This window comes from Sphaerisporangium rubeum (assembly GCF_014207705.1).
Lineage (GTDB): Bacteria > Actinomycetota > Actinomycetes > Streptosporangiales > Streptosporangiaceae > Sphaerisporangium > Sphaerisporangium rubeum.
Genome location: NZ_JACHIU010000001.1, coordinates 1744736 through 1770735, shown reverse-complemented (window position 1 = coordinate 1770735; position 26000 = coordinate 1744736). Strand labels below are relative to the sequence as shown.

Annotated in this window: 15 protein-coding genes and 1 pseudogene; 5 read left to right on the top strand and 11 right to left on the bottom strand. The window is 73.1% G+C overall.

Annotation, left to right across the window (positions count from 1 at the left end; genetic code table 11):
* Positions 1–93: 93 nt before the first annotated feature.
* The 6 genes from BJ992_RS07595 to BJ992_RS07570 form a co-directional block, all read right to left on the bottom strand.
* On the bottom strand, positions 94–732 hold the full coding sequence (locus BJ992_RS07595) for an HAD family hydrolase (protein ID WP_184979207.1): 639 nt from the start codon (positions 730–732) through the stop codon (positions 94–96).
* Between the two features lie 78 nt (positions 733–810).
* A complete protein-coding gene (locus BJ992_RS07590; RefSeq protein WP_184987721.1) occupies positions 811–1317 on the bottom strand; it encodes a DUF6912 family protein in 507 nt (168 codons plus the stop codon).
* 32 nt (positions 1318–1349) lie between these two features.
* Positions 1350–2039, bottom strand: coding sequence for an HAD-IA family hydrolase (locus tag BJ992_RS07585; protein ID WP_184979206.1), 690 nt, complete (start codon positions 2037–2039; stop codon positions 1350–1352).
* Between the two features lie 69 nt (positions 2040–2108).
* Positions 2109–3812, bottom strand: coding sequence for a glycoside hydrolase family 3 protein (locus BJ992_RS07580; RefSeq protein ID WP_343072539.1), 1704 nt, complete (start codon positions 3810–3812; stop codon positions 2109–2111).
* Positions 3813–3887: 75 nt separating this feature from the next.
* Positions 3888–9395, bottom strand: coding sequence for an amino acid adenylation domain-containing protein (locus BJ992_RS07575; RefSeq protein ID WP_184979204.1), 5508 nt, complete (start codon positions 9393–9395; stop codon positions 3888–3890).
* The gene (locus BJ992_RS07570; protein WP_184979203.1) at positions 9392–15973 is read right to left on the bottom strand and encodes an amino acid adenylation domain-containing protein; all 6582 of its coding nucleotides are present in this window, start codon (positions 15971–15973) and stop codon (positions 9392–9394) included. The genes BJ992_RS07575 and BJ992_RS07570 overlap by 4 nt, the downstream gene beginning before the upstream one ends.
* Positions 15974–16487: 514 nt before the next feature.
* Here BJ992_RS07570 and BJ992_RS07565 point away from each other — a divergent pair.
* Together BJ992_RS07565 and BJ992_RS34185 are read left to right on the top strand one after the other, a co-directional pair.
* Entirely contained in the window at positions 16488–17846 is a 1359-nt protein-coding gene (locus BJ992_RS07565; RefSeq protein WP_184979202.1) for a condensation domain-containing protein, read from the top strand.
* A 308-nt stretch (positions 17847–18154) separates the two neighbouring features.
* Positions 18155–18967, top strand: a pseudogene (locus BJ992_RS34185) (TNT domain-containing protein); the annotation flags it as partial.
* A 173-nt stretch (positions 18968–19140) separates the two neighbouring features.
* On the opposite strand, the gene ptsP reads toward BJ992_RS34185, so the two are convergent.
* From ptsP to BJ992_RS07540, 5 genes are all read right to left on the bottom strand, one after another.
* Positions 19141–20883, bottom strand: a complete 1743-nt coding sequence (ptsP, locus tag BJ992_RS07560; RefSeq protein ID WP_184979201.1) for a phosphoenolpyruvate--protein phosphotransferase — start codon at positions 20881–20883, stop codon at positions 19141–19143.
* Between the two features lie 7 nt (positions 20884–20890).
* A complete protein-coding gene (locus BJ992_RS07555) occupies positions 20891–21148 on the bottom strand; it encodes an HPr family phosphocarrier protein (RefSeq protein WP_184979200.1) in 258 nt (85 codons plus the stop codon).
* A 69-nt stretch (positions 21149–21217) separates the two neighbouring features.
* A complete protein-coding gene (locus BJ992_RS07550) occupies positions 21218–21664 on the bottom strand; it encodes a PTS glucose transporter subunit IIA (RefSeq protein WP_184979199.1) in 447 nt (148 codons plus the stop codon).
* 12 nt (positions 21665–21676) lie between these two features.
* Entirely contained in the window at positions 21677–21913 is a 237-nt protein-coding gene (locus tag BJ992_RS07545) for a PTS sugar transporter subunit IIB (protein WP_184979198.1), read from the bottom strand.
* Positions 21914–21967: 54 nt separating this feature from the next.
* Positions 21968–23002 carry an SIS domain-containing protein gene (locus BJ992_RS07540; RefSeq protein ID WP_184979197.1) on the bottom strand — a complete coding sequence of 345 codons (1035 nt, stop codon included), beginning with the start codon at positions 23000–23002 and terminating at the stop codon, positions 21968–21970.
* A 158-nt stretch (positions 23003–23160) separates the two neighbouring features.
* Here BJ992_RS07540 and BJ992_RS07535 point away from each other — a divergent pair, with 158 nt between their 5' ends.
* From BJ992_RS07535 to BJ992_RS07525, 3 genes are all read left to right on the top strand, one after another.
* Positions 23161–23901, top strand: coding sequence for a UTRA domain-containing protein (locus tag BJ992_RS07535; protein WP_184979196.1), 741 nt, complete (start codon positions 23161–23163; stop codon positions 23899–23901).
* A gap of 31 nt (positions 23902–23932) precedes the next feature.
* A complete protein-coding gene (locus BJ992_RS07530; RefSeq protein ID WP_184979195.1) occupies positions 23933–25270 on the top strand; it encodes a PTS transporter subunit EIIC in 1338 nt (445 codons plus the stop codon).
* A 230-nt stretch (positions 25271–25500) separates the two neighbouring features.
* Positions 25501–25956, top strand: a complete 456-nt coding sequence (locus BJ992_RS07525; protein ID WP_184979194.1) for an Rv3235 family protein — start codon at positions 25501–25503, stop codon at positions 25954–25956.
* Positions 25957–26000 lie beyond the last annotated feature (44 nt).

The following is a 26000-nucleotide window of genomic DNA, read 5'->3' as shown; positions in this document are numbered from 1 at the left end:
CGCGAGTCGGCTGCGCTCAGGGTACGACGCCGACGGCCCGCCTGCCGACGGCATGCCGAGAATGTCGGATTCCGGGCTGTGGGTACTCGCGCGTCAGCGTGCGTGGTCGAAGGCCTCGGACAGCGTCTCGACGACCGGCAGGCCCGAGGCGCTCAGGTCGGCGCGGCTGGTCATGCCACCGGTGTACAGGACGGCCTTGGCGCCGACGTGCTGCGCCGCGTGCGCGTCGTCGAGGCTGTCGCCGATCACGAGGACCTCGGCGGGGTTCACGGCCAGCGACTCGATGTGCGCCACCATGTGCTCGGCCTTGCCGCCGCCGGGTGCGCCGTTGCTGAGGCCGTCGATGCGGGAGAAGTACCGCTCGATGCCGAGCTCGGCGGCCTTGACCACCAGGCGCTCGTGGGCCCACATGGACAGCAGCGACTGGGTGCGGCCGCGCTCGGACCAGGTGGACAGGCAGTGCAGAGCGTCCTCCGCCAGCGCGCAGGAGATCATCAGCCGGTGGTAGTGGTCGTGGAAGGCCTGGTCGAGCCGCTCCCACTCCCCTTCCTCGAGCGCGCGGCCGAGGATGCGCTCGTAGGCGACCCAGATGGGCCGGGTGTACGCGGCGCGGAAGCCGTCGGCGTCGAAGGCCGCCACGCCGTACGGCCGGAAGACCTCGTTGGTGGCGCCGACCACGGCGTCGATGTCGTGGAAGAGGGTGCCGTTCCAGTCCCAGATGATGTGCTTCATATCGCCGTCAAGCGTAAAGCCTGCCGGGCCGCGGGTCCCACCGTATTTTCCCCGGTCGTGCCGGGTGGGTCGCACGAGTCAGATGAGAAGGTCGTCGATCTCCTGCGTGGCGTACCACATGAGCTCGTGGGCCTCCGCGCCGTCCACGGTGAACCGCGCGTCCTCGTCGCCTGAGTCGGCGGCGTACACGGCGGCCAGCGCCTCCTCGACGTCCGGCACGGCCTGCAGGTCGTCCACGTGCACCGACGCGACCAGTTTGAGCGCCACGGGGACGCCGAGGGTGACCCTGGAGCGGTCGTCCAGGTCGGGGCTGGTGCGCACGTCGGCGTCCGGCACCTCGGCGGCGACGACGACCCGGCGGGCCGGCACCGGCAGGCCCTCGGCGCGGTCGCCGGCCAGCAGGCGCAGGGACGCGCGCGCGGCGTCGGTCAGCGCGACGTACTCGAGCTCCTCGGTGTCGCCGGAGACGTACCACTCGACCAGCGCGGGGGTCACCGCGTAGCCGGTCAGCGGGGCCGGGCCGAGCTCACCGTCGGCGGCCACCTTGGCGAGCGCCGGCAGTGTGCATGGCAGGTAGACGCGCATGCGTTCCTCGATCATGAATGGGTGCGGCTGGACTACATGAGTGTGCCAGCAGCGGCGCCGCTCTCCGTACCGGACGGGCCGGGACGGCGCAGCGGGTGACCGAGCAGCGTCTCCATCTCGGCGATCGTCGCCTCGGCCTCGCGGTGGTGCAGGCCCACCAGGCCGAGCGCCTGCGCCGCCGCGACGTTGGCCGCGAGGTCGTCCACGAAGACGCACCGCTCGGCCGGCAGGCCGACCAGGCCGAGCGCGTGGTGGAAGATCGCCGGCTCGGGCTTGCGCATGCCGACCTCGCCGGAGATGACGACACAGTCGAAGTACTCGTCCCAGCGGTCCCTGACGTAGTGGTCCCCCCACGAGTTGGAGAGCAGGCACGTCACGACCCCGGCGCCGCGCGCCGTAGCCAGCATCTCGTACATCGTGGGGACCGGCCGGAACCCGGCGAACATGCGGGCCAGCAGGCCCTCGGCGGCCGGCGGGCCGCCTTCGAGCGTGAGCAGGCGCGCGGCGAGGTCGCGCTCGAACATCGCCGCGTCCACCTCGCCGCGCTCCAGCGCGTGGATGGGGTTGCGGCCGTCGCCGTCGTAGGCCTCGCGGACCAGCTCGGTCATCAGCTCGGTGTAGTGGACGGCGTCGATGCCGTCGGCCTCCAGCCATTCGGTGATGGCCTCGTGCAGGCTCGTGGTGAGCACGCCGCCCCAGTCGATGAGCACACCTTTCAGCACATCGCGCTCCTTCGCTCGGCCCCGGGACGACCCGGGCCTATCAGGTTAAGCCTCGCCTCCGGTCCCCGGTCAACGCAGCCCGACCGGCAGTTTCCCCGCGGGGGTGAGACTGCCGTCCAGCGCCTTGGCGGCGGCCCTGAGCGACGCGCTGCCGGACGAGTAGACGGCGAGCGCGGTGTCGTAGCCGCCGAGGCGGGACAGCTCGTAGGGGGCCGACAGGGAGACGACCGTGACGTGCCTGCCGGTGGCCGCCATGGCCGCGACCAGGCGTGACTGCGCCGGGCCCGCGTCCTCGGTGGTGACGACGATCGAGTCCGACCGCGCGGCGGCGGCGCGGGCCGCGGCGATCTGGGCCGCGGTGGGGGTGTCCGCGGTGGGGACGGCCTCCGCGCCGTCCAGCAGGCCGGCCAGCGCGCGGGCCGCGGGGCCGGTGACGAGGATGTCCCCCTTCAGCGGGAGGTCCCCGGCGCCTTCGACGACGGTGACGGCGCGGTCGGCGATGTCCTGCGCGGTGGCGCGGTGCTCCTTGGAGCGCAGCACGGCCTCGGGGTCCTGCTCGTCCCCCTCACCGGAAAGGACGCCGCGCTCGGCCTTGAGGGTGAGCAGGCGGGTGACGGAGGCGTCGAGGCGGTCCCGCGTGACGCGGCCGGACTTCACGGCCGCCAGCACCGCGCCGTAGGCCTTGGGGAGGTCCGGCGGCATGAGCAGCAGGTCCACGCCGGCGAGGACCGCGCGGACGGCGACCTCGGCGTCGCCGTACTTCTTCCGCACGGCCGCCATGTCGAGCGCGTCGGTGGAGACCACGCCGTCGTAGCCGAGGTCGCCGCGCAGCAGACCGGTGACGATCTTCTTGGAGAGCGTGGCGGGATCGCCGGAACGGTCCAGCTCAGGCATCACGACGTGTGCCGTCATGACGATGTCCACACCCTTGCCGATGGCGGCGCGGAACGGCGGCGCGTCGAGCCTGCGCCACTTGGCCGGGGAGTGCTTGATCACGGGGAGGCCGGTGTGGCTGTCGACCCCGGTGTCGCCGTGGCCGGGGAAGTGCTTGGCGGCGGCCCCGATGCCGGCGTCGTGGAAACCCTCGACCGCGGCGGCGACCATCGCGGCGACCTTGTCCGGCTTCTCGCCGTAGGACCGGGAGCCGATGACCGGATTGGCGGGGTTGACGTTGACGTCGGCGACCGGCGCGAAGTCGACGTTCAGCCCGAGCGCGCGCATCTCCCTGCCGGTGACCTCGGCGGCGGCACGCGCGGCGCCGGGGTCGCCGGTGGCGCCGACGGCCATGTTGCCGGGGACGTCGGTGACCAGGCCGCTCAGCCGGGAGACCAGGCCGTTCTCCTGGTCCGCGCCGATCAGCAGCGGGGTCTTCGCGGCCTTCTGCAACCCGCTCGCGAGCCCGGCCACCTGCTCGGCGCTCTCGACGTTCCCCGACCAGGGGAACAGGATGACGCCGCCGAGGTGGAACTTCTTCACCACCTCCGCCGGGCTCGCCACGCCGTACCTGGCGCTGTTCTCGCCGTGCGCGCCGCTCGCCTTGGACCCGTACAGCACCGGCATGAAGAGCTGGCCGACCTTCTCCTCCAGGCTCATCCCCGCCAGCCGCTCGGCCACCGCGTCCTGGCCGGACGACGGCGTCGCGGCCGGGGTCTCCTTCGGAGGGGCCGGGGTGGCGGCCGGGGTCGTCGCCGCTCCCGGCGGTGTCGGCTCCGCGTCCGACCTGGCCCCGGAACACGCGGCACTCAGCGTCGCGATCAGCAAAAGCGCGGTCACGCGCGTTGGTCGAACCATGGCATCACGGTAGCCGCGCCACCGGCCGTCCGCGCCGCCATCGGCCCTCTCGTGGCTTTACCCGGCCTTACCCAGCACCCCCCGGTCGCGAAGGGTCTGCCATCCGATCAGGTCGTCCGGCGGCGCGTCGGGGACCAGGTCGTCGAAGTCCCACAGCACCCGGCGGCGGCGCGCGACGAGCACGCACAACGCGATGGCGGTGCCGAGGAGCACGTACAGCAGGCCGATCCCCCGGCCCTCGCCGGTGCCGATCAGCTGGCCGACCGTGCCGGCGAGCGCACCTCCGTCCATGAGCATCGGCTCGAACAGCGCGGTGCCGAGCGGCGCGATCACCGCGTAGCCGATCGGCAGTGTGGAGAACGCCACGAGCTGGTTCAGCGCGAAGACACGGCCATGGTAGCGCTGCGGGATCTTGACCTGGACGATCGTGGTGTAGACGCCGTTGAGCAGGGTCAGCGACAGGAACAGGCCGAACACCCCGGTGGCGATCGGCACCAGATGCTCCTGGACACCGACGACCACGGCGCACACCGCCAGGGACAGGGTGAACATCAACTGGCCGCGGAACCGCCGTACGCGGGGGCCACCCCACATCGCCATGGCCAGACCACCGGTGAACACCCCGAGCCCGCCGAAGAAGGCCACCGTGCCGACGTCGGTGAGCGACCCGAACGACAGCACCAGCGGCGAGATCATGAGGAACAGCGCGGCCATGAACAGGTTGACCACCGCGAAAAAGGTGATCATGCGGCGGAAGCCCTTGTTCCCCCAGGAATAGCGGAAGCCGTTGACCATCTCGGCGGTCATCGACTCGCGGCGGCGCCAGGCCATGGCGGAGGGGAAGCGGATCAGCAGGAGGCTGACGACGGCGATCGTGTAACTGATCACGTCGATGACCAGGATGCCTTCCAGGCCGATGAGCGCCATCAAGGCGGCGGCGGCGAGCGGGACGACCAGTTGCGCGACGCCGTTCATCATGCCGACGACGCCGTTGGCGTGACCGAGGAACCGCTTCGGCACCAGTTGCGGGATGGCCGAGCCGTAGGCGATGCGCTGGAAGGCCAGGGCCACCGACAGGACGGCGAGCAGCGGGTAGATGTGCCAGATCGCCAGGTTGCCGGTCCACAGCAACACGCCGAGCGCCAGTTGCGTGCCGCCGGCGCAGACGTCTCCCGCCAGCATGACGTGGCGCCGGTCGCTGCGATCCACGATGGTGCCGGCGAGCGGCGCGACCAGCATCCCCGGCACCAGCGCCAGCACGGAGAACAACGCGAAGTCGACCAGCGAGCCGGTGGTCAGGTAGATCCAGATCGGGATGGCGAACTCCGTCAGCGCCGACCCGATGATGGAGATCCCCTGACCGGCGGCGACGCCGAAGAAGCGGCGCATGCTGGGGGCCGGCCCGCCACGTGAAGGACCGCCGGACGTTCCGGCGCCTGACCCTCCGGCGGCGTCGGGGACGGCGAGATCACCGGCCTCGTGCTCCTCGGCGCCGGTCTCCCGGCCCGGCGCGGAAAGGCCTTCCAGCCACCAGGTCTCCTGGCCGGCGCCGCCGCGCTCGATCGGCGCGGTCGTCCCCGCCTCGATCGCCGGGTGGACGCGCGTGACGATCTCCGCCAGCTCCTCGGCCCGGTACCTGAGGAAGAAGTGCGCGGCCTCGTCGATGACCACGCAGGCCGTGACCGGGGAGAGCACATGCCACTCCCGGTACCGCTCCTGGTAGAACTCCATGACGGGGTCGCGCTCCCCCGCCACCGCGACGACCGGCGCCGTCAGCGGGTCGGCCTCCTCCTCGAACAGGCGGGTGAAGTACCGTTCGGCCGCGCGGGTGCCGTCCCTGCGGTTGGCGACGATCAGCCGGAGCTCCTCGGCGCTCAGGTCGGAGACGTCCAGGCCCGCCGCGGTGAGCGCGTTGACCCGGCCCTGGTGGCCGCGCAGGTCGTCCAGCCGGTGGCGCAGCCTCGTCAGGCGGCCCTCCTTGCGCGCGAACGGGAAGATCCCGCCGAGGTAGACGGCCTCGAGCCGCCGGCCCTCCTTCTCCAGCAACCTGGCGATCTCGGCGACGATCATGGCGCCGAGTCCGCAGTGGCCGTACAGCGCGACGGGGCCCGATATGGTCGCGAGGATCTCGTCGGCGCAGGTCCGCGCCACCTCGTCCGGCGGCATCGCCTCCTCCCCGAGCTCGTGGCCCGGCACGGCGATCGAGTACAGGGCCCAGTCCTCGGGGAGCGCGTCGGCCAGCGGTTTGTAGATCACCGCGCTGCCGCCGCCGTACGGCGCGCAGACCAGGGTGGTGGTGGCGGCGCGGGCCGGGGTGAGCCGGTGCAGCAGGCCGCCGGACCTGGACCCCGGGCCCGATTCGAGCAGCGCCGCCGTCTGTTCCACGGTCGTGTGCTTGAACAGGTCCATCAAGGTGATGCGGTGTTCCGGCGCGGCCTTGCGCAGCCGCGCGAGGACCTGCATGGCGAGCAGGGAGTGGCCGCCGAGCTCGAAGAAGTCGTCGAGCGCGCCGACCTCGGCGACGCCGAGCACGTCGGCCCAGATCGCGGCGACGGTCTCCTCGGCGGGGGTGCGCGGCGGCACGAACTCCGCGCCGGCGTCGGCCCGCTCGTCGCCGGGGTCAGGCAGCGCGGCCCGGTCGACCTTGCCGTGCGCCTTCAGCGGCAGGTGGTCCAGCCAGACGTACCGCGCCGGGATCATGTACGACGGCAGCCGCTCGCTCAGCCAGGCCCGCACCTCGGCCGCCGGCAGGCGCTCGGCACCCGGTTTGTCCTCCGGAAGCAGGTAGCCGACCAGCCGGCCGTCCCGCAGGTCGGCCACCGCCTGCGCCACGCCGGGGCAGGCGGACAGGACCGAGTCGATCTCACCGAGCTCGACGCGGTAGCCGCGTACCTTCACCTGCAGGTCGCGCCGGCCGAGGAACTGGAGGCTGCCGTCCGGCAGCCACCGGCCGAGGTCGCCGGTCCGGTACATGCGCGCACCGGGCTCGCCGCAGGGGTCGGGGACGAACCGCTCGGCGGTCAGACCGGGCCTGCCGAGGTACCCACGGGCCAGCCTCGGGCCGCCGAGGTGGATCTCCCCGGTCAGGCCCACGGGGACCGGCCGAAGCCGTTCGTCCAGCACGTGGACGTGCGCGCCTGGCAGCGGACGGCCGATCGGCAGCGTCGTGCCTGCCACGTCGGCGTCCGGGTCCACGGTGAAGGTCGTCATGCCGACCGTGGACTCGGTGGGGCCGTAGTGGTTGACCACCGCGCAGTGGCCGAGCGCCGCCAGATCCCTGGCCCAGGCCCAGCCGGAGGCCTCGCCGCCGAGCAGCAGCAACCGGCGCGGCAGCAGCTCGGCCGGGGTCGCCTCGGCGAGCAGCGCCGCCAGGTGCGACGGCGTCATCTTCAGGTAGTCGGCGGGGTGACGCGCGAAGTACCCGGCCAGCTCACGCGCCGAGGTCCGCGAGGGGATCAGGTGCAGCCGGCCGCCGGTCAGCAGCGCCAGGTAGAAGATCGTGACACCGAAGTCGAAGGCCAGCGACTGGAGCAGCGCGAACGCCGACCCCGGTTCGACCGCGAGCCGCTCGCGGATCCCCGCGAGGTACGTGACCAGCTCGCGGTGCTGGACCGCGACGCCTTTGGGCCGGCCGGTGGTCCCCGAGGTGTAGATCACGTACGCCAGGTCGTCCGGTGTGACCGCCGCGTCCACCGGCGCGGGGACCTGGTCGTCCCCGGTGCCTGCGTCGTCGAGGGTGATCTCGGTGAGACCGGGAGGCAGCGGTCCGCGCGCCTCCGCCGAGGTGATCACCGTGCGCGCACCGGCGTCGCCGATCATGTACCAGACGCGCTCGGCGGGCTGCTGCGGGTCGAGCGGCACGTAGGCGGCGCCGGCCTTCAGCACGCCGAGGAGCGCGACGGCGAGGCCGGCCGACTGCTCCAGGCAGACCGCCACACGGTCGCCGGGCCGTACGCCGGCGTCGCGCAGGCGCCTGGCGAGGTGACCCGCGCGCCGCTCCAGCAGGCCGTAACCGAGCGTCTCGTCACCGAAGATCACCGCGGGTGCGTCAGGGGTGCGCGCCGCCTGAGCCGAGACGAGCTCGTGCAGCAGCTCCGCGGCGGCCTCCCCCTGGTCGTCGCGGAACGGCGCGGGTGGCGGGGCCGTGCTCAGCTCCGGCAGGCGCGCGCGCTCGGCGCCGGGGAGGATGTCCAGGTCGGCGAGGCGGGTGCGCGGGTCGGCGACGGCGGAGCGCAACAGGGTCGAAAGGCCCGCTCCCATGCGGTCGATCGTGTCCTCGTGGAAGAGCGCGGTGTTGTACACCAGCGCTCCCTCGAAGCCGTCCGCGGTCTCGTGCAGGTACAGGCTGAGGTCGAACCGGCTGACGACGGTGTCGGCGGCGAACGGCGACGGCGACGGCCCGCCGGAGCCGGCCGGCCGTCCCGACCCGTAGTTCTGCAGCGCGAACATCACCTGGAAGACCGCGGGACGGCTGACGTCGCGCACCACGTCCAGCTCGTTGACGAGCTGGTCGAACGGCAGCGCCTGGTGGGAGAAGGCGTCCAGCGCCGCGTCACGGGTGCGGTCGAGCAGCTCGGCGAACGTCGGGTTCCCCGCCAGCTCCGCGCGCATGGCGAGCGTGTTGACGAACATCCCGACGAGGCCGTCCAGCTCCGGCAGCCCCCGTCCGCTGACCGGGCTTCCCACCGCGAAGTCGGTCTGTCCCGACCACCGGCCGAGCAGGGCCTGGAACGCGGCCAACATCGTCATGTACGGCGTGGCGCCGTGCGCCTCGGCCAGCGCGCGCACCGCACGGGTCAGGTCCGGGTCGAGCCGGAACGGCCGCGCGGCCCCCGCGAACGTCTGCTCCGCGGGCCGCGGCAGGTCGGCCGGCAGCTCGAGCGGCGGCACCCCCGCGAGCCGCTGCCGCCAGTAGTCCACGTCGGCCCGGTAGGCCGCCGTTCCCACGCGCCGGCGCTGCCACAGCGCGTAGTCGCCGTACTGCACCGGCAAGGGGGACAGCGACCCCCCGCCGTGCAGGGTGAGCAGCTCGTCCAGGAGGATGTCGCTGCTCCAGCCGTCGGTGACCGCGTGGTGCGCGGCGATCAGCAGCACGTGGTCGTCCGGGGCCAGCCGCACGAGCAGCACACGCATCAGCGGCCCCGCGGCGAGGTCGAACGGGATCGCCAGCTCCGCGGAGACCTGGGCCCTGGCCGACTCCACCGATCCGGCGGTGGTGACGCGGAACCCGGTGGCGGGCTCGGGGTCGACGACCAGGCGCGGCGTGCCGTCCTCTGTGGTGAGGAAACGGCTGCGCAGGCTCTCGTGCCGTGCGGTCACCTCGTGCACGGCGCGGCGCATGGCCTCGGCGTCCAAGGGGCCGTCGATCCGCACCGTGCACGACACGGTGTAGGCGGGGGTGCCGGGAAGGTACTGCTCAAGGAACCACAGCCGCTCCTGCGCGTGGGACAGCGGCGGCTCGGTCCCCTCCGGTCGTGGCGCCACGGTGAGAGTGGTCGCGGTGGGGCGGCGGCGCAGCCGCTGGGCCAGCAGGGCCTGCTTGGCCGGGGACGGGCTGGTCGTCACAACGTCTCCGTGGAGTCGAGCAGGCGCATGGCCTCCTCATCGGACAGGCCTTCCAGGTCCGCGAGGAGGGTCTCCTCGACGACCGTCGCGAACTCCTCCAGCGTGCGGTGGGTGAAGAACGCGCGGATCGGCACCTCGGCCTCGATCACGGCCCCAAGGCGCGCCGCGGCGCGTACCGCGAGCAGCGAGTGACCGCCGAGGCGGAAGAAGTCGTCGGACACGCCGACCCTGGCGACGCCGAGCAGGTCGCTCCACACCTCGGCCACCAGGACCTCGGCGTCGGTGCGCGGCGGCACGTAGGCGTGACCCGCGCCGGTCGCCGAGCCGATGACCGGCCGCTCGTCGATCCGGCCGAGCGTCTCCAGCCGGCCGTCCAGGTGGCGGCGGGCCAGTTCCCCGGTACGGCGCGGCTCGCCGTCCTGATCGCCGGCGCACAGTTCGCCGACGGCGCCAGGCGGCACCGGGCCGTCCCAGGGGTCGAGCAGCCGTTCCGGCAGCGCGGACCAGGCCGACAACAGGGCCTCGTCCTCCGCCGTGGTCAGCGGCAGTTCGGAGACGCGGCGGCCGGGGCCGGCCGCCACCGCCTCAAGCAGCACGGCGAACCGCTCGGCGAACCGCCGGACGGTCGCCGCGTCCAGCAGCGAGGCGTCGTAGGTGAACGACAAGGTGAGACCGCCGGGCTCCGGCCGCGCCGTGAGCGCCAGGTCGTGCGCGACCTCGGCCGGCCTCGGCGCGAACGGCGCGCAGTCCAGCCCGCCGAAGGACACCGGTGGCGCGGGGGACGCGGGGGACGCGGCGTCGCGCACGGTCAGCTCGGTCTGGAACAGCGGCGCCTGGCCCGGGTCGCGCTCCACCTGGAGCGCGGACACCAGCCGCTCGACCGAGACGTCCTGGTTCTCCTCGGCCTCACGTTCGGCCGAGCGCGTGCGGCGCAGCAGCTCGGTGAACGCCGGGTCGCCGGACAGGTCACCTCGGATCACCAGGTAGCGGGTGAGGTGGCCGACGACGTGTTCCAGCTCGGGATGTTCACGTCCGCTGACCGGACGGCCGACGACGAAGCCGGTACGGCCGGTGTGCCTGGCGAGCGCCACTTGATAGGCGGCGAGCAGCACGGTGAACAGTGATCCCCCCGCCGCGCGGCCGGCCTCCTCGAGCGGCTCGGCCCGGTCGGCGGGTAACCACGTCTCGTGCAGCCCCGCGACGCGCGCGGGTTCCTCGGGTCTGCGCCGGTCCAGCGGGAACTCCAGGACCGGCGCGCCGGCCAGCCACCCGCAGGCGCGCTCCAGTGCCGCGCCGGACAGTTCCTCGCGCCTGCGGCGCCAGACGGCGACGTCACCGTCCTGCACGGCCGGCGCCGGCCGTCGGCCGCCGCCGTACAGGTCGGCGAGGTCGGCGCGCATCACGCCGAGCGACCACTCGTCGGCGACCAGCGGGTGCGCCGCCAGGCACAGCACATGGTCGTCGGCGGCCAGCCGGACCAGCGCGGCACGGACCGGCGGGACGGCGGCCACGTCGAACGGCCGCGCGGCGCAGGCGTCGCACAGCCGCGCGGCCTCGGCCTCGGCATCCTCACCGATATCCGCACCGGCATGCGCACCGGCACCGGCGCGGCCGGTGAGGTCGTGTCGTTCCACCGGCATGTCGTACGCCGGCTCGATCACCGGCCGTGGCAGGCCCTCCTCGCCGGGGAAGCGGGTGCGCAGCGCCTCGTGCCGGGCCGTCAGCGCGGCGAGGGCCCCGGCCAGCGCGTCCTCGTCGAGCGGCCCGCGCAGCCGCAGCGCGGCCGACAGGTGGGACGCGGCGTCGTCACCCTGGTAGGAGTGGAGGAACCACAGCCCTTCCTGCACCGGTGACAACGGCGCCGGCGAGCCGTCCGGCCGGGGCCGCAGCGGCACCTCCGGCCGGGTGCCGGGGGCCGGCAGGGCCTTGCGGTCGATCTTGCCGTTGGGGGTGAGCGGCAGCGCCTCAAGCGGCACGTAGATCGAGGGAACCATGTACGGCGGCAGGCGCTCGGCCAGCGCGGCCCGCAGGTGGTCGTGGTCGGGGGTGCCGACCAGGTAGGCGACCAGGGTCTCGCGGTGGACCGCCGCGACGGCCTGGCGGACACCGGGATGGTCCTCCATGGCGGACTCGATCTCGCCGAGCTCGATGCGGTGGCCGCGCAGCTTGATCTGGTTGTCGGCCCGGCCGAGGTACTCCAGGGTTCCGTCGGCGTGGTGGCGGACGATGTCACCGGTGCGGTACAGACGGCCGCCGGCCGGGCCGAACGGGTCGGGGACGAAGCGCTCGGCGGTGAGCCCCGGACGTCCGAGATAGCCGTGCGCCAGGCCGTGGCCGCCGATGAGCAGCTCACCGGGGGCTCCCTGAGGGACCAGGTCGAGCCGTTCGTCGACCACGTAGACCTGGGTGTTGGCGATGGGCCCGCCGATGGAGACCCGGCCGGGGCCGGCCGGGACGTCCCACGCGGTGGACCAGATGGTGGTCTCGGTGGGGCCGTAGACGTTGATCAGCCGGCCGGTGCGTTCCCGCAGGTCACGAGCGAGCGGAAGGGGAAGGGCCTCGCCGCCGGCCAGCGCCGTCAGCGCGGGGTCGGCGTAGCCGGCGGCCAGCAGCACCCGCCAGCCCGACGGCGTGGCCTGCACATGGGTGACCCCCTCGGCCGCGACCAGCTCGGCCAGCGCGCGGCCGTCCCGCGCGACGTCCGCGTCGGCGACGACCGTACGGCCACCGGTGACCAGCGGCAGGTACAGCTCCAGCCCCGAGATGTCGAACGACAACGACGTCAGCGCCAGCCACACGTCGTCCCGCGACGCACCGAGCAGGTCGCGCATCCCCACCAGGAAGTTCAGCAGTGCCCCGTGCGGCACCACCACCCCCTTGGGCCGGCCCGTCGAACCCGAGGTGTACAGGACGTACGCCGGGTCCGCGGCGCCGGCCGCACCCGGCGGATCGGCCGCGGGGCCGCCGGCGTGGTCGCCGTCCAGGTCCAGCACCGTGCCGGTGAACGCGGGTAACCGCTCGCGCAGCTCACCTGTCGTCAGCGCGAACCGCGCGCCGGAGTCGCCGAGCACCAGCTCCACCCGCGCCGCCGGGTACTCCGGGTCCAGCGGCAGATACGCCGCGCCGGCCTTCAGCACCGCCAGCAGGCCGGCCAGCGTGTGCGCCGACCGGCCGGCGTACACCGCCACCACCTCGCCGGGCCCGGCCCCGGCCGCGCGCAGCCGCCACGCCAGCCGGTTGGCCGCCGCGTTCAGCTCCGCGTAGCTCCACCGCACCTCGCCGGCCACCACCGCGACCCGCTCCGGCGCCGCCGCCACCCGCTCCTCGAACAGCCGCACCATCCCCGGCACCGCCGGCAACGGCGACGCGGTGGCGTTCAGGGTGCGCACCATCCGCTCGCGTTCCGCGCCGTCCACCCGCAGCAGCCGCGACAGCCGCGCCTGCGGTTCGGCGACGACGCCGTCGAGCAGGCGGACGAACCGGGTGGCGATGCTCTCGATCGTCCCCGGGTCGAACAGCGCGCTGTCGTAGCCGAAGGTCAGCTCCAGGCCGGTGTCCGACATCCAGGCGTCCACCATGAGGTCGAACCGCGCCGGGGTGTGGTCGGCGTGGAACACCTCCACCGCCGCCTTCCCGAGGGTGTCGCCGCGCGCGCCGACCTGGGTGTGCAGGATGAACATGGTCTCGAACACCGCCGCGGGGCCGGCGTCGCGCGCACCGCCGAAGAGCCGTTCCATCGGGATGTCCTGGTGGGAGAACGCCGTGAGGACCGCGTCCCTGGTCGGGGCGAGCAGGTCGGTGAAAGCCGGATCGCCGGACAGGTCCCCGCGTACGACCACGGTCCCGGCCAGGTACCCGATCACGGACTCCAGCTCGACCCGGTCGCGGCCGGCGAGCGCGGTCCCGACCGCGATGTCGTGCTGTCCGGTCTGGCGGGCCAGCAGCGCCTGGTAGGCGGCGAGCAGCACCATGAACAGCGTCGTGCCGGTCGCGCGGCCGACGGCCTCCAGCCCCGCCACCGCCTGCGGCGTCAGCGTCGCGCGGTGGAAGGCGCCGCGGCGGTCGCCGCCGGACGTGCGCGGACGGTCGGACGGCAGGTTCAGCGGGGTGACACCGGCCAGCCGTTCCCGCCAGAACTCCACGGCGGCGTCGGCCTCCCCCGCCGCGTCCCGCTCGCGCCGCCAGTAGGCGACGTCGCCTTGGTGCAGCACCGGTCCCGGCGGTTCCCGTTCCTCGTAGAACGCGATCAGATCCCCGAACAGCACGTTCAGTGACCAGCCGTCGCTGATGATGTGGTGGAGCACCACGCACAGGACGTGTTCGTGCTCGTCGAGCCGGATCAGGGCCGCGCGCAGCGGCGGCGCGGCGGCCAGGTCGAACGGCGCGTTCACCCGCTCGGTCACCAGCCGCCGGGCCTGCGCCTCACGCTCGCCGTACGCGAGGGCCGACAGGTCGAACCGTTCGAGCGGCACGGGGGCCGGCGGCTCGACCACGGCGAGGAGCATGCCGTCGGTGTCGGGGAAACGGGTGCGCAGCGCCTCATGGCGGGCCGCGACGCGGGTCAGCGCGCCGTCCAGCCGGTCGGCGTCGAGCGGGCCACGCAGCCGGTAGGCGATGTAGACGTTGGAGATGTCGCCGTGGTCGAGCCGGTGCAGGAACCACATGCGTTCCTGCGCGGCCGACAGCGGCGGCGCCGTGCCGGCCGGCCGGGGGCCGAGCGGCACCGAGGACACCTCCAGGTCCCGCACCGCGGCGGCCAGACCGGTCACGGTCGAGCGCGCGAACAGCGCCTGCACGGGGACCTCGACGCCGAGCCGTGCGGTGAGCCGCGCCGCCGCCTTGGCCGCGAGCAGCGAGTGACCGCCGAGCAGGAAGAAGTCGTCGCCGGCGCCGACCGTGTCACGTTCGAGCACCTCGGCGAACACCTCGGCCACCTGGCGCTCGACCACGGTGCGCGGCGCCGCTCCGGCGCCGCTCTCCGGCGGCTCGGGCTCCGGCAGCGCCTTGCGGTCGATCTTTCCGTTGGGGGTGAGCGGGAGGGCCGTGAGCGGCACGAGGATCGAGGGGACCATGTACGAAGGCAGCCTGGCGGCCAGCGCGGCCCGCAGGTCACCGGGATCGGCGGCGCCGACCACGTACGCGACCAGGGTCTCGCGGTGCACCGCCACGACGGCCTGGCGGACCCCGGGGTGATCGTCGAGCACGGACTCGATCTCGCCGAGCTCGATGCGGTGGCCGCGCAGCTTGATCTGGTTGTCGGCCCGGCCGAGGTACTCCAGGGTGCCGTCGGCGTGCAGGCGCGCGATGTCGCCGGTGCGGTACAGACGCGCGCCGGGAGGGCCGTACGGGTCGGGGATGAAACGTTCGGCGGTCAGGTCCGGCCGGCGCAGGTAGCCGTGGGCCAGGCCGTGGCCGCCGATGAGCAGCTCACCGGGGGTGCCGTGCGGCACCGGGTCGAGCCGGTCGTCGACGATGTGGACCCGCGTGTTGGCGATGGGACGGCCGATCGAGACCCGGCCGGGGTCACGCGGCACCTCCCAGGCGGTGGACCAGATGGTGGTCTCGGTGGGGCCGTACACGTTGACCAGCCGGCCCACGGCGGCCCGCAGCTCACGGGCCAGGGCCGCAGGCAGCGCCTCACCCCCCACCAGGGCCGTCACCCGCGCGTCGGCGTAGCCGGCCGCCAGCAGCACCCGCCATCCCGACGGGGTGGCCTGCACATGGGTGACCCCCTCGGTCACCACCAGATCCGCCAGCGCGCGGCCGTCCCGCGCCGTCCCCGTGCCGGCCACCACCACACGGCCGCCGCACACCAGCGGCAGGTACAGCTCCAGCCCCGAGATGTCGAACGACAACGACGTCACCGCCAGCCAGACGTCGTCCCGCGACGCACCGAGCAGGTCGCGCATCCCCACCAGGAAGTTCAGCAGTGCCCCGTGCGGAACCACCACGCCTTTGGGCCGGCCCGTCGACCCCGAGGTGTACAGGACGTACGCCGGATCGTCCGGGCTCACCGCCACACCCGGATCCGCCACCGGACCTGCCGGTGAGTCGGCGTCCAGTTCCAGGACCGGGCTCACCGCCACACCCGGATCCGCCACCGGACCTGCCGGTGGATCGGCGTCCAGTTCCAGGACCGTGCCGTGGAAGGCCGGCAACCGGTCGCGCAGTTCGCCTGTCGTCAGCGCGAACCGCGCGCCGGAGTCGCCGAGCACCAGCTCCACCCGCGCCGCCGGGTACTCCGGGTCCAGCGGCAGGTACGCCGCACCCGCCTTCAGTACCCCGAGCATCGCCGCGAGCGTCCCCGCCGACCGGTCGGCGAACAACGCGACGACGTCACCGCGCCGTACCCCCGCCTCCCGCAGCCGCCACGCCAGCCGGCCGGCCGCCGCGTCCAGCTCCGCGTAGCTCCACCGCACCTCACCGGCCACCACCGCGACCCGCTCCGGCGCCGCCGCCACCCGCTCCTCGAACAGCCGCACCATCCCCGGCACGGCCGGCAACGGTAACGCGGTGTCGTTGAGTTCCTTCAGCAGAGGCCGGACGTTCGGCGTCTCCCGCTGCGGCATTTCAGGCATCGCGCCATCCTCTGTCGGACGGATTGTGGTCGTCCCGGCTCGAATGTCGGATCTAACGCTTGCTTGGCAAGCGCCGGATGGTGGCCCTTGACGCGTCGGACTTCGTGGCGGCGGGCACGACGCGTCACTCGGAGGAGGGAGGACCATGCGTGGGAACGCTCCCACGGAACGTCAGGGTAAGGAGCCGCTCCGGTTAGGTCAAGATCGAGTCAAGTTGAGCCCCTGTCACATGTGCCTGAACCGGGGTTAACGCCAGGCTGAAAACGTTTACAAGGGAGTGTCGCGAACATTACAGGATTTGTTCCCTTGACAGCGGCCAGTGGTGATTGCGAATGTCGTGCAGGCGGCTACGGGTAGGTTGTGGGAGCGCTCCCATGTTGGAGCGACCCCTGCCTGGGCCAGGAGACCGTGCGGGTGCCGTGCCGGCGCCTCACCATCGACCGGAAGGCGAGGCGCTCGTGCGCACACACCCCGTCCGCCGCGCCGTCCAGAGTCCGCTGACCGAGGCCACCCGATGACGGAAGGCCAGGCGGCGGAACGGCTGGCCGGCCTGTCCGACCGCCGGCGCGAGCTGCTCACGCGCCTGCTCGCGCAGAAGGCCGCCGCCACGGCCATCCCCCGCCTGCCGCGCACCGGAGCCCCGCCGGCGTGCTCCCACGAGCAGCGCCGCATCTGGCTGGCCACGCAGGCCACCCCCGAGGCGGCGCCGGCCAACGTCACGCTCGGCGTCGCGGTCACCGGCGAGCTCGATCTGGTCCGGCTCGCCGCCGCGCTCGGCGCACTGGTGACCAGGCACGAGACGTTGCGCACCCGGTACACCGCGATCGACGGACTGCCGCACCAGGTGATCCGCGCCGCGCAACCCGTGCCGCTGGAACTGGTCGACCTGACGTGCCTTCCCGAGGAGGACCGCGAGGCCGAGGCCCTGACCCTGGCCCTGACCGCCGCCGGTGAACGTTTCGACCTGGTGCGCGGGCCCGTGCTCCGGCTGACCGTGTACCGGCTCGGCGCGGCCGAGTACCGGTTGTTCCTGGTCTGCCACCACATCGCCTGCGACGGCGGCTCACTGGGACTGGTCGCGGCGGACCTGGCCGCGCTGTACTCCGGCTCGGACCTCCCGCCTCCTGCCTCGCCGGAGTACGCCGACTACGCCGCCTGGTCGGCCGAGCGGGCCCGCGAGCGGGTCCCCGAGCGGCTGCCGTACTGGCGGGACCGGCTGGCCGGCGTCGAGCCGGTGTTCCCGCGCGTCCCGAACCGGGGCGGCGCCGGACGCGGCAGCGCGACCTCGGCCGCGCGGGTCGGCCGCGACGTCGTGGACGGGCTGCGCCGGGGTGGTGCGGCCACACCGTTCACCGTGCTGCTGTCGGCCTACCTCGTGCTGCTGCACCGGCTGACCGGCCGCCGCGACCTGGTGACCGGCATGGTGACGAGCGGACGCGGCCGGCGCGAGATCGAGCCGGTCGTCGGGTGCTTCATCAACCTGGTGCCGCTGCGGGTGACGCTGCCGGACGGCTTCCCCGCGCTGCTCACCCAGGTCAAAGAGGCCGTCGCCGGTGCGCTGGCCAACGAGATCCCCTTCGACACGCTCGTCTCCGGCCTCGGCGGCCACCGCCTCCCCGGCGTGTACCCCGCGTTCCAGGCGGCCATCGTGCACCGTGACGACCCCGCTCCTCCGCCGGGCTGGGACGGACTGCGCACCAGGGTCTGGGAGCACGAGGTGGACGATCCGAGCTTCGACCTCGGCCTGACCGCCACCCCGAGAGGCGGCGAGTACGAACTCGCGCTGACCGGCCGCCTGGCCCGGTTCACCCAGGCCGACCTGGCCGACCTCACCGCACGCCTCATCGGCATCCTGCGCGATCCGGCGGTGTGAACCGGCCCGGCCGATGGCCGTGCGATCTGTGAAAGTCACACGATCGGCGTGCATGACCGAATCGGCGTGCGTGGCGGCACATGATCGGGAACATATTGAATGGCCGCCTCGCCGCTTTCACGGCTCTATTCTTTGCCTTTCCATTGTGCCGTCGGCAATGTGATCCCGGTGCCGCCGGGAATGTAGATGATCATTCACTGATCAAAGCGCACGACCGCACCCCGTGGCCGCGCATCCCCTCTGCGGGTCATATCCGCTGAAAGGGAGCCGGACGGGACCGGCGGTCCCTGGAGTCCGTTCGGCCGGGGATGTGCGCTTCGCGGGCCGGCAGGTCGCCGGATCGCCTGTGGCCGGTGAATTCCGACCATCCGCCGACGAACGCCAACAGGAAAGTCATGCCACACCATCGATGGAGCGCCGTGCTGGCCGCCGCGACCGGAGCGGCGATCTGTTCTTCCGGAGGTGCGGCCGCGCGTGCCGACGCCTCCCCGCCTGAGACCCCCCCGAGCCTCCCGGCGGCCACGGTCGCCGCGGAGGTCGCGAACCTTCCGCCGACGGCACCTCCCGGGCTGATCTGCGGACCGCCGTACGTGGAAGGCGACCCCGATCTCGGGCCGGTGCACCTGCCGACCACCGGGTACCTCGGCTACCTCATGCGCGGGTACATCCAGTTCGGCGGCCTCTCACCTCAGTTTTTCCTCGGCCGCTACTGGAACTACATCACCAACGACTACCGGTTCCCGCCGGACGACGGTTTCGCGCATTCCGGCGACTATTCCAACGGCAGGCTTCTGCTCAAGACGACATTTCTGCAGATCGGTATGGAATTGGACCGTTTCGGCGGTTACGGCGGCTCTTTCCTGGCGCCGCTCGGCGATCTGTACGCATGGCGCGCGCTGCCGCCACGCAATCTCAACACGAACGCGCAGGATCCCGCTCACCTGTGCAACTACCACGCCTTCCGGGTGCTCAAGGTGTTCCGTGTAGAAGTCGGACCGGTCGCTCCCGCATTCCAGCAACTCGCGGGAGGCACGCAATATCACGTGCTCAGCAAGTACATTCCGGAGGCGCCGCAGGGCAACCCGGAGGTACCGGTGAGCTGGCTGCTGGCGAACGGGTACCTGCAGGAGATCGATCCCCCCACCGAGCCTCTCGCCGTCCCGGTCCAGGTGACATCCACGGAGAAGCCGCGCCGGGCCTTCGTCCGCTGGTGCGGCCGTAAGGGCTCGCTCGTGGCAGGCGCCGGTCGCGGACGGTCGGTCGGAGCGCGCGTCGCCTGCGAGCACGGCGACCGTCAGCTCGGGCCCGCCTCTCCGCGCGCCACGGGATCCGCGGGAGCGTCCACGGCCTCGGCGAGTCCCGGCAAGTGGACGAGGGCCGCTTCCCGTGCGTCCTCGGGAGCAGCGGCACGGCGTGCGGCGGCCGCGGCGGCCTCGCACTGAGCGACGGTGTGGCCGGCCAGTGCGGCCCTGGCCCAGGGGACGGCCGTCGGCGTCATGGACAGCGTCGTGGCGCCGAGGCCCGTGAGCACGCAGGCCAGCGCGGGGTCCGCGGCGGCTTCGCCGCAGACCCCCGTGGGGATGCCTGCCGCCGCCGTGAGCGCGATGAGGTCGAGCAGAGCGGGGTGCCAGGGTGCGTGCAGCGGGGCCAGGGACGGGAGCTCGCGGTCGGCGGCGAAGGCGTACTGCGACAGGTCGTTGGTGCCGATGGAGAAGAAGGCGGTCTGTCCGGCCAGGTCGTGGGCCCGCAGCGCGGCGGCGGGGACCTCGATCATGACACCGGCGCCGGCGAGACCGGCCTCGCGGGCCAGTGCGGTGAACCACGCCGCCTCGTCGGCGGTCGCCACCATGGGGGCCATGACCTGGAGCAGAGGGCTGGTGTCCTCCGCAGCGCGGGCCAGCGCCTGGAGCTGGGTGGTGAGGACGTCGGGGTAGGTGCGGAACAGGCGGATGCCGCGTTCCCCCAGGGCCGGATTGGGCTCGTCCCCCGTGGGACGCAGGAACGGCAGGGGCTTGTCGGCGCCGGCGTCGAGGACGCGGACGACCACGGGTGCGCCGGGGAAGGCCTCGAAGACCTCGCGGTACACCGCCACCTGCTCCTCCAGCGACGGCGAGTCCTCCCGGTCCAGGAACAGCATCTCGGTGCGGAACAGCCCCACGCCTTCCGCGCCGTTGTCCAGCGCGGCGGCGACGTCACGGGGCCCGCCGATGTTGGCGAGCAGCGGCACGCGGCGTCCGTCGGCGGTGCGCGCGGGTGCGGCGGGGGTGCGTGCCGTACCGGTGGAGGTTCGGCCGGTCTCCACGGGTCCCGCGCCGGGTGCGGAGCCGTTCAGCCGGGTCCGCACCTCCGCCTCGTCCGGCCCGACCATGATCACACCGGCGGTGCCGTCCACCAAAACCATGGTGCCTTCGGCGATGCTGGTCGCTCCGGGGCAGGCGACGACGGCCGGCACCCCCATGGCGCGGGCCAGGATCGCGGTGTGGCTGGTCGGCCCGCCTCGCTCGGTGACGAACGCCGCCACCACGTCCCTGGACAGCGTGGCCGTGTCGGCGGGGGACAGGTCATGCGCGACCAGCACGTACGGCGCCTCGGCCTCCCCCGGCAGGCCCGGCATCGGCACACCGGTCAGCTCGGCGATCACCCGATCCCGCACGTCGTCCAGGTCGGCCACCCGCTCGGCGACGTACCCGCGGCCTTCGGCGAGGACGTCACGGAACCGCAGGAACGCGTCGTACACGGCGCGCTCGGCGGCGACCCCGGCGTCGATCAGGCCGGCCACGTCCGCGCTGAGCTCGGGGTCGAGCGCCATCATGGCCTGGGCCCGCAGGACCTCCTCGGCCTCTCCCCCGCAGGCCACGCCGCGTTCCTCCAGCGTGGCGGCGACCCGCGCGACTGCGGCCTCGGCCCTGGCCGTCTCGGCGACCGGGTCGCCGTCGTGCCGCGACCCGGCGGCCGGCTCGGCGATCTTGAACCGTAGCAGGAACGCCGCGCCGTACCCGGTCCCCGGGCTGACTCCTGCCCCGGTGAGCGTCGTCATCGTGTGTTCAGGGAACCGACACGATGGCGGCGAGCTCGTCCAGCAGCCGGTCGGCGTCCTCACCTTCGGCGTGGATCACGATGGTCTCGCCGCTGCGGACATCCAGCGCCAGGATGGACAGGATGCTCTTGGCGTTCACCGGCGTGCCGCCGGGACGCGCGACGGTGACGTCGATGGCCGCCTTCGCCGCGGTCTGCACGAACGTCGCGGCCGGCCGCGCGTGCAGGCCGACCTCCGACTCCACTACCACCTTGCGCTCAGGCACGGTTCCTCCTCGACAGGGTTGTTTTTCATTACGCCTTGATACCCGGCCTCAACAAAAGAGGCGGCTCCGTCAGTCCCACCGGAACAGTTCCTCCCCGGCGCGCACCACTCCGGCCGCCAGCGTACGCAGCGCCTCGGGCCGGGCCTCCAGCGCCACCACCGGACACGCCGGCGACAGACCGGCCGCCTCGACCACCGCCGGGTCCCAGACCACGACGGGACACCCCGCCGCGACGGTCTCCCCCTCGCGTACCAGCACCCGGAACCCCTCCCCCCGCAGCCGCACCGTGTCGATGCCGAGGTGGACCAGCACCCCTCGGCCGTCGGGCCCCACGATCACGTACGCGTGCGGGTGGATCTTCAGCACGGTGCCGTCGAGCGGCGCCAGCGCCTCACCCTCGGCGCGGCGCGGGTCGATCGCCGTGCCGGGCCCCACCAGCCCCCCGGAGAACACCGGGTCCGGCACCGCGGCCAGCCCGATGACCTTCCCGGTCACCGGCGCGAGGACAGTGGTCACGGCCTTGAGGTCTCAGCCGATGATGTCGTCGATGTCCGAGGCGAGCGTGTCGGCGTCCGGCCCCACGACGACCTGCACGACGTTACCCGCCGCCATCACGCCGTGCGCGCCGGCGGCGCGCAGCGCGGCCTGGTCGACCTTGGCGGCGTCGCGGACCTCGGTGCGCAGGCGGGTGATGCACGGCTCGATCTCGATGATGTTGCCGGCTCCGCCGAGCCCGGCGATGATCGCGTTCGCGTCAGCAGACATGTCGTCCTCCTCGTCGCACCGCCTCGGGTGCTCCCGCGTGCCGGGAAGAAAAGGCTATTGCGTCTGCGTGACCTTGTTGAGGCCGCGCGGGGAGTCGGGGTCGTACCCGAGCCGGCGGGCCAGCGCCTCGGTGAGGAGCTGACCCGGCACGATCAGCCCCATCGGGGCCACCCACTCCGGCAGCGCCGGGCCGTTGAGCGACGCGGTGGCGGCCCCCGCGAGCTCCGCGCCGCCGCCGACGGCGTACGCGGCGGCGCCGGCCCCGGTCACGCGCCTGGCGAGCGCGACGGTGCCGGGGAGCGTCGGCCCCTCCCCTGCGGCGACCAGCAGCGCGGGGGTGTCGCGGTCGACCACGGCGATCGGGCCGTGCAGCAGGTCGGCGTACGACAGGCCCATGGCGTGCAGGTAACACGCCTCCTTGAGCTTCAACGCGGTCTCCAGGGCCGTGGAGAACGCCATGCCGCGGCCCGACACCACGACACCCTGCACCCCGGCGAGGCCCTCGACGACGGCGTCCAGGTCACCGGGGTCGGCGATCAGCTCCTCGACGGCGTCCGGCACCCGGGCCAGGTCGCCGGCCTCGACGCCGGCGCCGAGGCCGAGCGCCAGCACGGCGAGCGCGGCGAGCTGGGTCGTGTAGGTCTTGGTGGCCGGAACGGCCTCCTCGGCGCCGGCCACGGTGCACAGCGCGAGGTCGGCGGCCTGCGCGAGCGGCGATCCCTCGCCGCCGTTGGTGATCGCCACGGTGGCGGCGCCGCAGTCCTTGGCCCAGGCGAGGGTCTCGACGATCTCCTCGGTGCGGCCCGACTGCGACAGGCCGACGGCGAGCGCGCCGGACAGGTCGATCCTGCGCTTGTAGGTGGTGGCGATGGACGGCGCGGCGAGCGCGGCGAGGCGGCCCGCGTACGCCTCGACCAGGTAGCGGCCGTACACCGCCGCGTTGTCGGAGGTGCCGCGCGCGACGAACACCAGGTGGCGGGTACGCGCGGCGATCGCCTCGACCTCCCCCACCCGGGGCAGCAGCGCGTCCAGCGTGGCCCTCAGCGCGGCCGGCTGCTCGGCGATCTCACTGCGCATCTTGGTCGTCATGCGTGCCCGTCCTCCGGCTGCGGGTGGCGAGATCGGCCCGTTATCGATCCGTCGCCGGTCCGTACGTTGACACTCGTTTCCGAGCTGTGGTCTAGTCCGGACTAGACCAGCACAAACCCTAACGCATCCCGCCGACGAGATCGAGAGGGGAGGGATCGGTGGCCCGGATCGACCCCGACAGCCCGGTGCCGAAGTACTTCCAGCTCCGCGAGATCCTGCTCGACCTCATCGACGGCGACGAGCTGTCCATCGGCGCGGCGATCCCCTCCGAACGAGAGCTGTGCCAGCGTTTCGGCCTGTCACGCATGACGGTACGCCAGGCCGTGGACCAGCTCGTCACCGAGGGACGCCTGCACCGCGTGGCCGGCAAAGGCACCTTCGTGGCCCGGCCGAAGATCGAGATGGCGCTCCGCCTCACCTCGTTCAGCGACGACATGCGGGCCCGCGGCATGGAACCCGGCTCACGCGACCTCGACCGGCGGGTGGTCCGTGCCAGTGCGCACCTGGCACGCGAACTCGGCATCCAGCCCGGCGAGGCCGTCCACTTCATCGAACGGCTCCGCACCGCCGACGGCGACCCGCTGTGCGTCGAGCGGGCCCACATCCCCGTGTCGTTCGCCCCCGACCTCGGCTCGCACGACCTGACCGGCCGCTCCCTGTACGCGCTGCTGGAGACGCGGCACGGGGTGGTGCTCGACGCCGGGGAGCTGACCATCGACGGCGGCATCGCCGACCCCGGCGACGCCGACCTGCTCGGCATGCCGCGCGGCGGGGCCGTGCTGCTGCTGCAGCGCAGGTCGTTCGCCGCCGGCGTCTGCGTGGAGTTCGGCGTCTCGACCTACCGCGCCGACCGGTACCAGCTCCGCACCGTGCTGGAGATCCCTGCCAGGCGGGGCTGAGTCCTCCCCTCGTCTCACCCGGAGGAAGCCGATGAGCACCTCTTCGGCGGACACGGCCCCGCCGGCCGCTTCCTCGGCCCGGGCCGCCGTGATGGCGGTGCTGTCCCGCATCGGACGTTCCCTCATGCTGCCGATCGCCGCGCTCCCCGCGGCCGGCCTGCTGCTGCGGCTCGGCCAGGACGACCTGCTCGGCCGCACGGACAACACGGCGCTCGACAAGGTGGCGGAGGTCGTCGGCGGCGCGGGAGGCGTGCTGTTCGACAACCTCCCCTTGCTGTTCGCCATCGGCGTCGCCGTCGGGTTCGCGCGCCGGTCGGACGGCTCGACGGCGCTCGCCGCGCTGATCGGCTACCTGGTGTTCGACCGGGTGTCCCGGCTGCTGTTCTTCGACGCCGACCCCGGGTTCGCCGTGCACCAGCGGGTCGCGCGGACCGTGGCCGGCGCGGACGGCCGGACGGCCGAGGTGATCGACCTGGCGGCCGGCAACCCGACCGGGGTGCTCGGCGGCATCGTCATCGGCATCACCGCGGCGCTGCTGTACCAGCGGTACCACCGGATCAAGCTGCCGACCTGGCTCGCGTTCTTCGGCGGACGGCGGTTCGTGCCGATCGTCACGGCGTTCGCGGCGCTGCTCATCGGCGTGGTGTTCGGCCTGGCGTGGCAGCCGGTCGGCGAGTGGATGACCGGGTTCGGACGGTGGCTGGCCGAGCACTCCACCGTGGGGGCCGGGATCTACGGGGTCGCCAACCGGCTGCTGATCCCGTTCGGGCTGCACCACTTCCTCAACTCGATCGTGTGGTTCCAGGTGCCGGACTGCACGGCCGGCGGCAAGGCCTTCGCCGGGGACCTGACCTGCTACCTGCAAGGAGCCCCCGGGTCCGGGGAGTTCATGGCGGGCTTCTTCCCCGTCATCATGTTCGGGTTGCCGGCCGCCGCGGTGGCCATGTGGCGGGCCGCGCCGCCACGGCGGCGGCGCGCGGCCGGCGGCATCCTGATCTCGGCGGCGCTCGTGGCGTTCGTCACCGGGATCACCGAGCCGATCGAGTTCGCGTTCATCTTCGTGGCGCCGCTGCTCTTCGTGATCCACGCGCTGCTCACCGGGGTGTCGATGGCGCTGGTCGCGGCGCTGGACGGCCATCTCGGCTTCACGTTCTCCGCGGGGGCCATCGACGCGGCACTCAACGCCACCAAGTCCAACACCGACGGCTTCGGCATGATCATGCTCATCGGTGTCGTGTACGCCGTCGTGTACTACGTGGTCTTCAGCTTCCTGATCAGGCGCCTGAACATCCTCACCCCCGGCCGCGAACCCGACGCCGACCTCGACGAGAACCCCGCACGAGAACGCACCTCAGAGCCCGGGACGTGACCCGGAGCACGGAGACGCACCTCGGAACCCCTGCTACGTCCACCCGGCGCTGGAACGCACCTCGGAACCTGCCACGTGCACCCGCACCTCGGAACCTGCCACGTGCACCCGGCACTGAATGACACCCTGGAGCCCGGGATCTTCTCGAGAAGTTGGCGCGCCGGCGTATCAGCGGCAACGTCCGGCTACTCCATGAAGGGTCACGAATCCCCCACCCAGCGGAGCGTCCGATGTCCCGACCCGATCCGGAGAGACTGACCCTCCCCACCGCGGAGCCGGCCTACGAGCGGCACCCCCGCCGCGGCCCCGCGCCTGCCGCCGCGAAGCACGCCGCGACTCCCGCCGCCGGTCCCGCCGGCGCGTTCGCCACCGGCGGCGGGCCGCCGAGCGAGCGTGCACTGCGGGGGTTCGCGCAGGCCGTGGCCGAGGTGCTGTCGGGACGGCGGCCGGCCGGGGTGGTGTCGGGACGGTTCACCGACCGGGCCTACGGTGAGCTGGTGCGGGCCGGCCACATGATCCACACCCGGCGGCGCGTGCTGGTGGGACGGCCGCACGTCACCTGGCCACGGGACGACGTCATCGAGTTCTGCGTGCTCGTGCACTGCGGCGACCGCAGCCGCGTCCTCGCGCTCCGCCTGGAACGCCGCCGCGTCCACTGGCTGTGCACCGACTTCGAGACCGCCTGAGCACCGCACGGCAGGCCCTGAAAGCCGATATGTCCGGCCGCCGG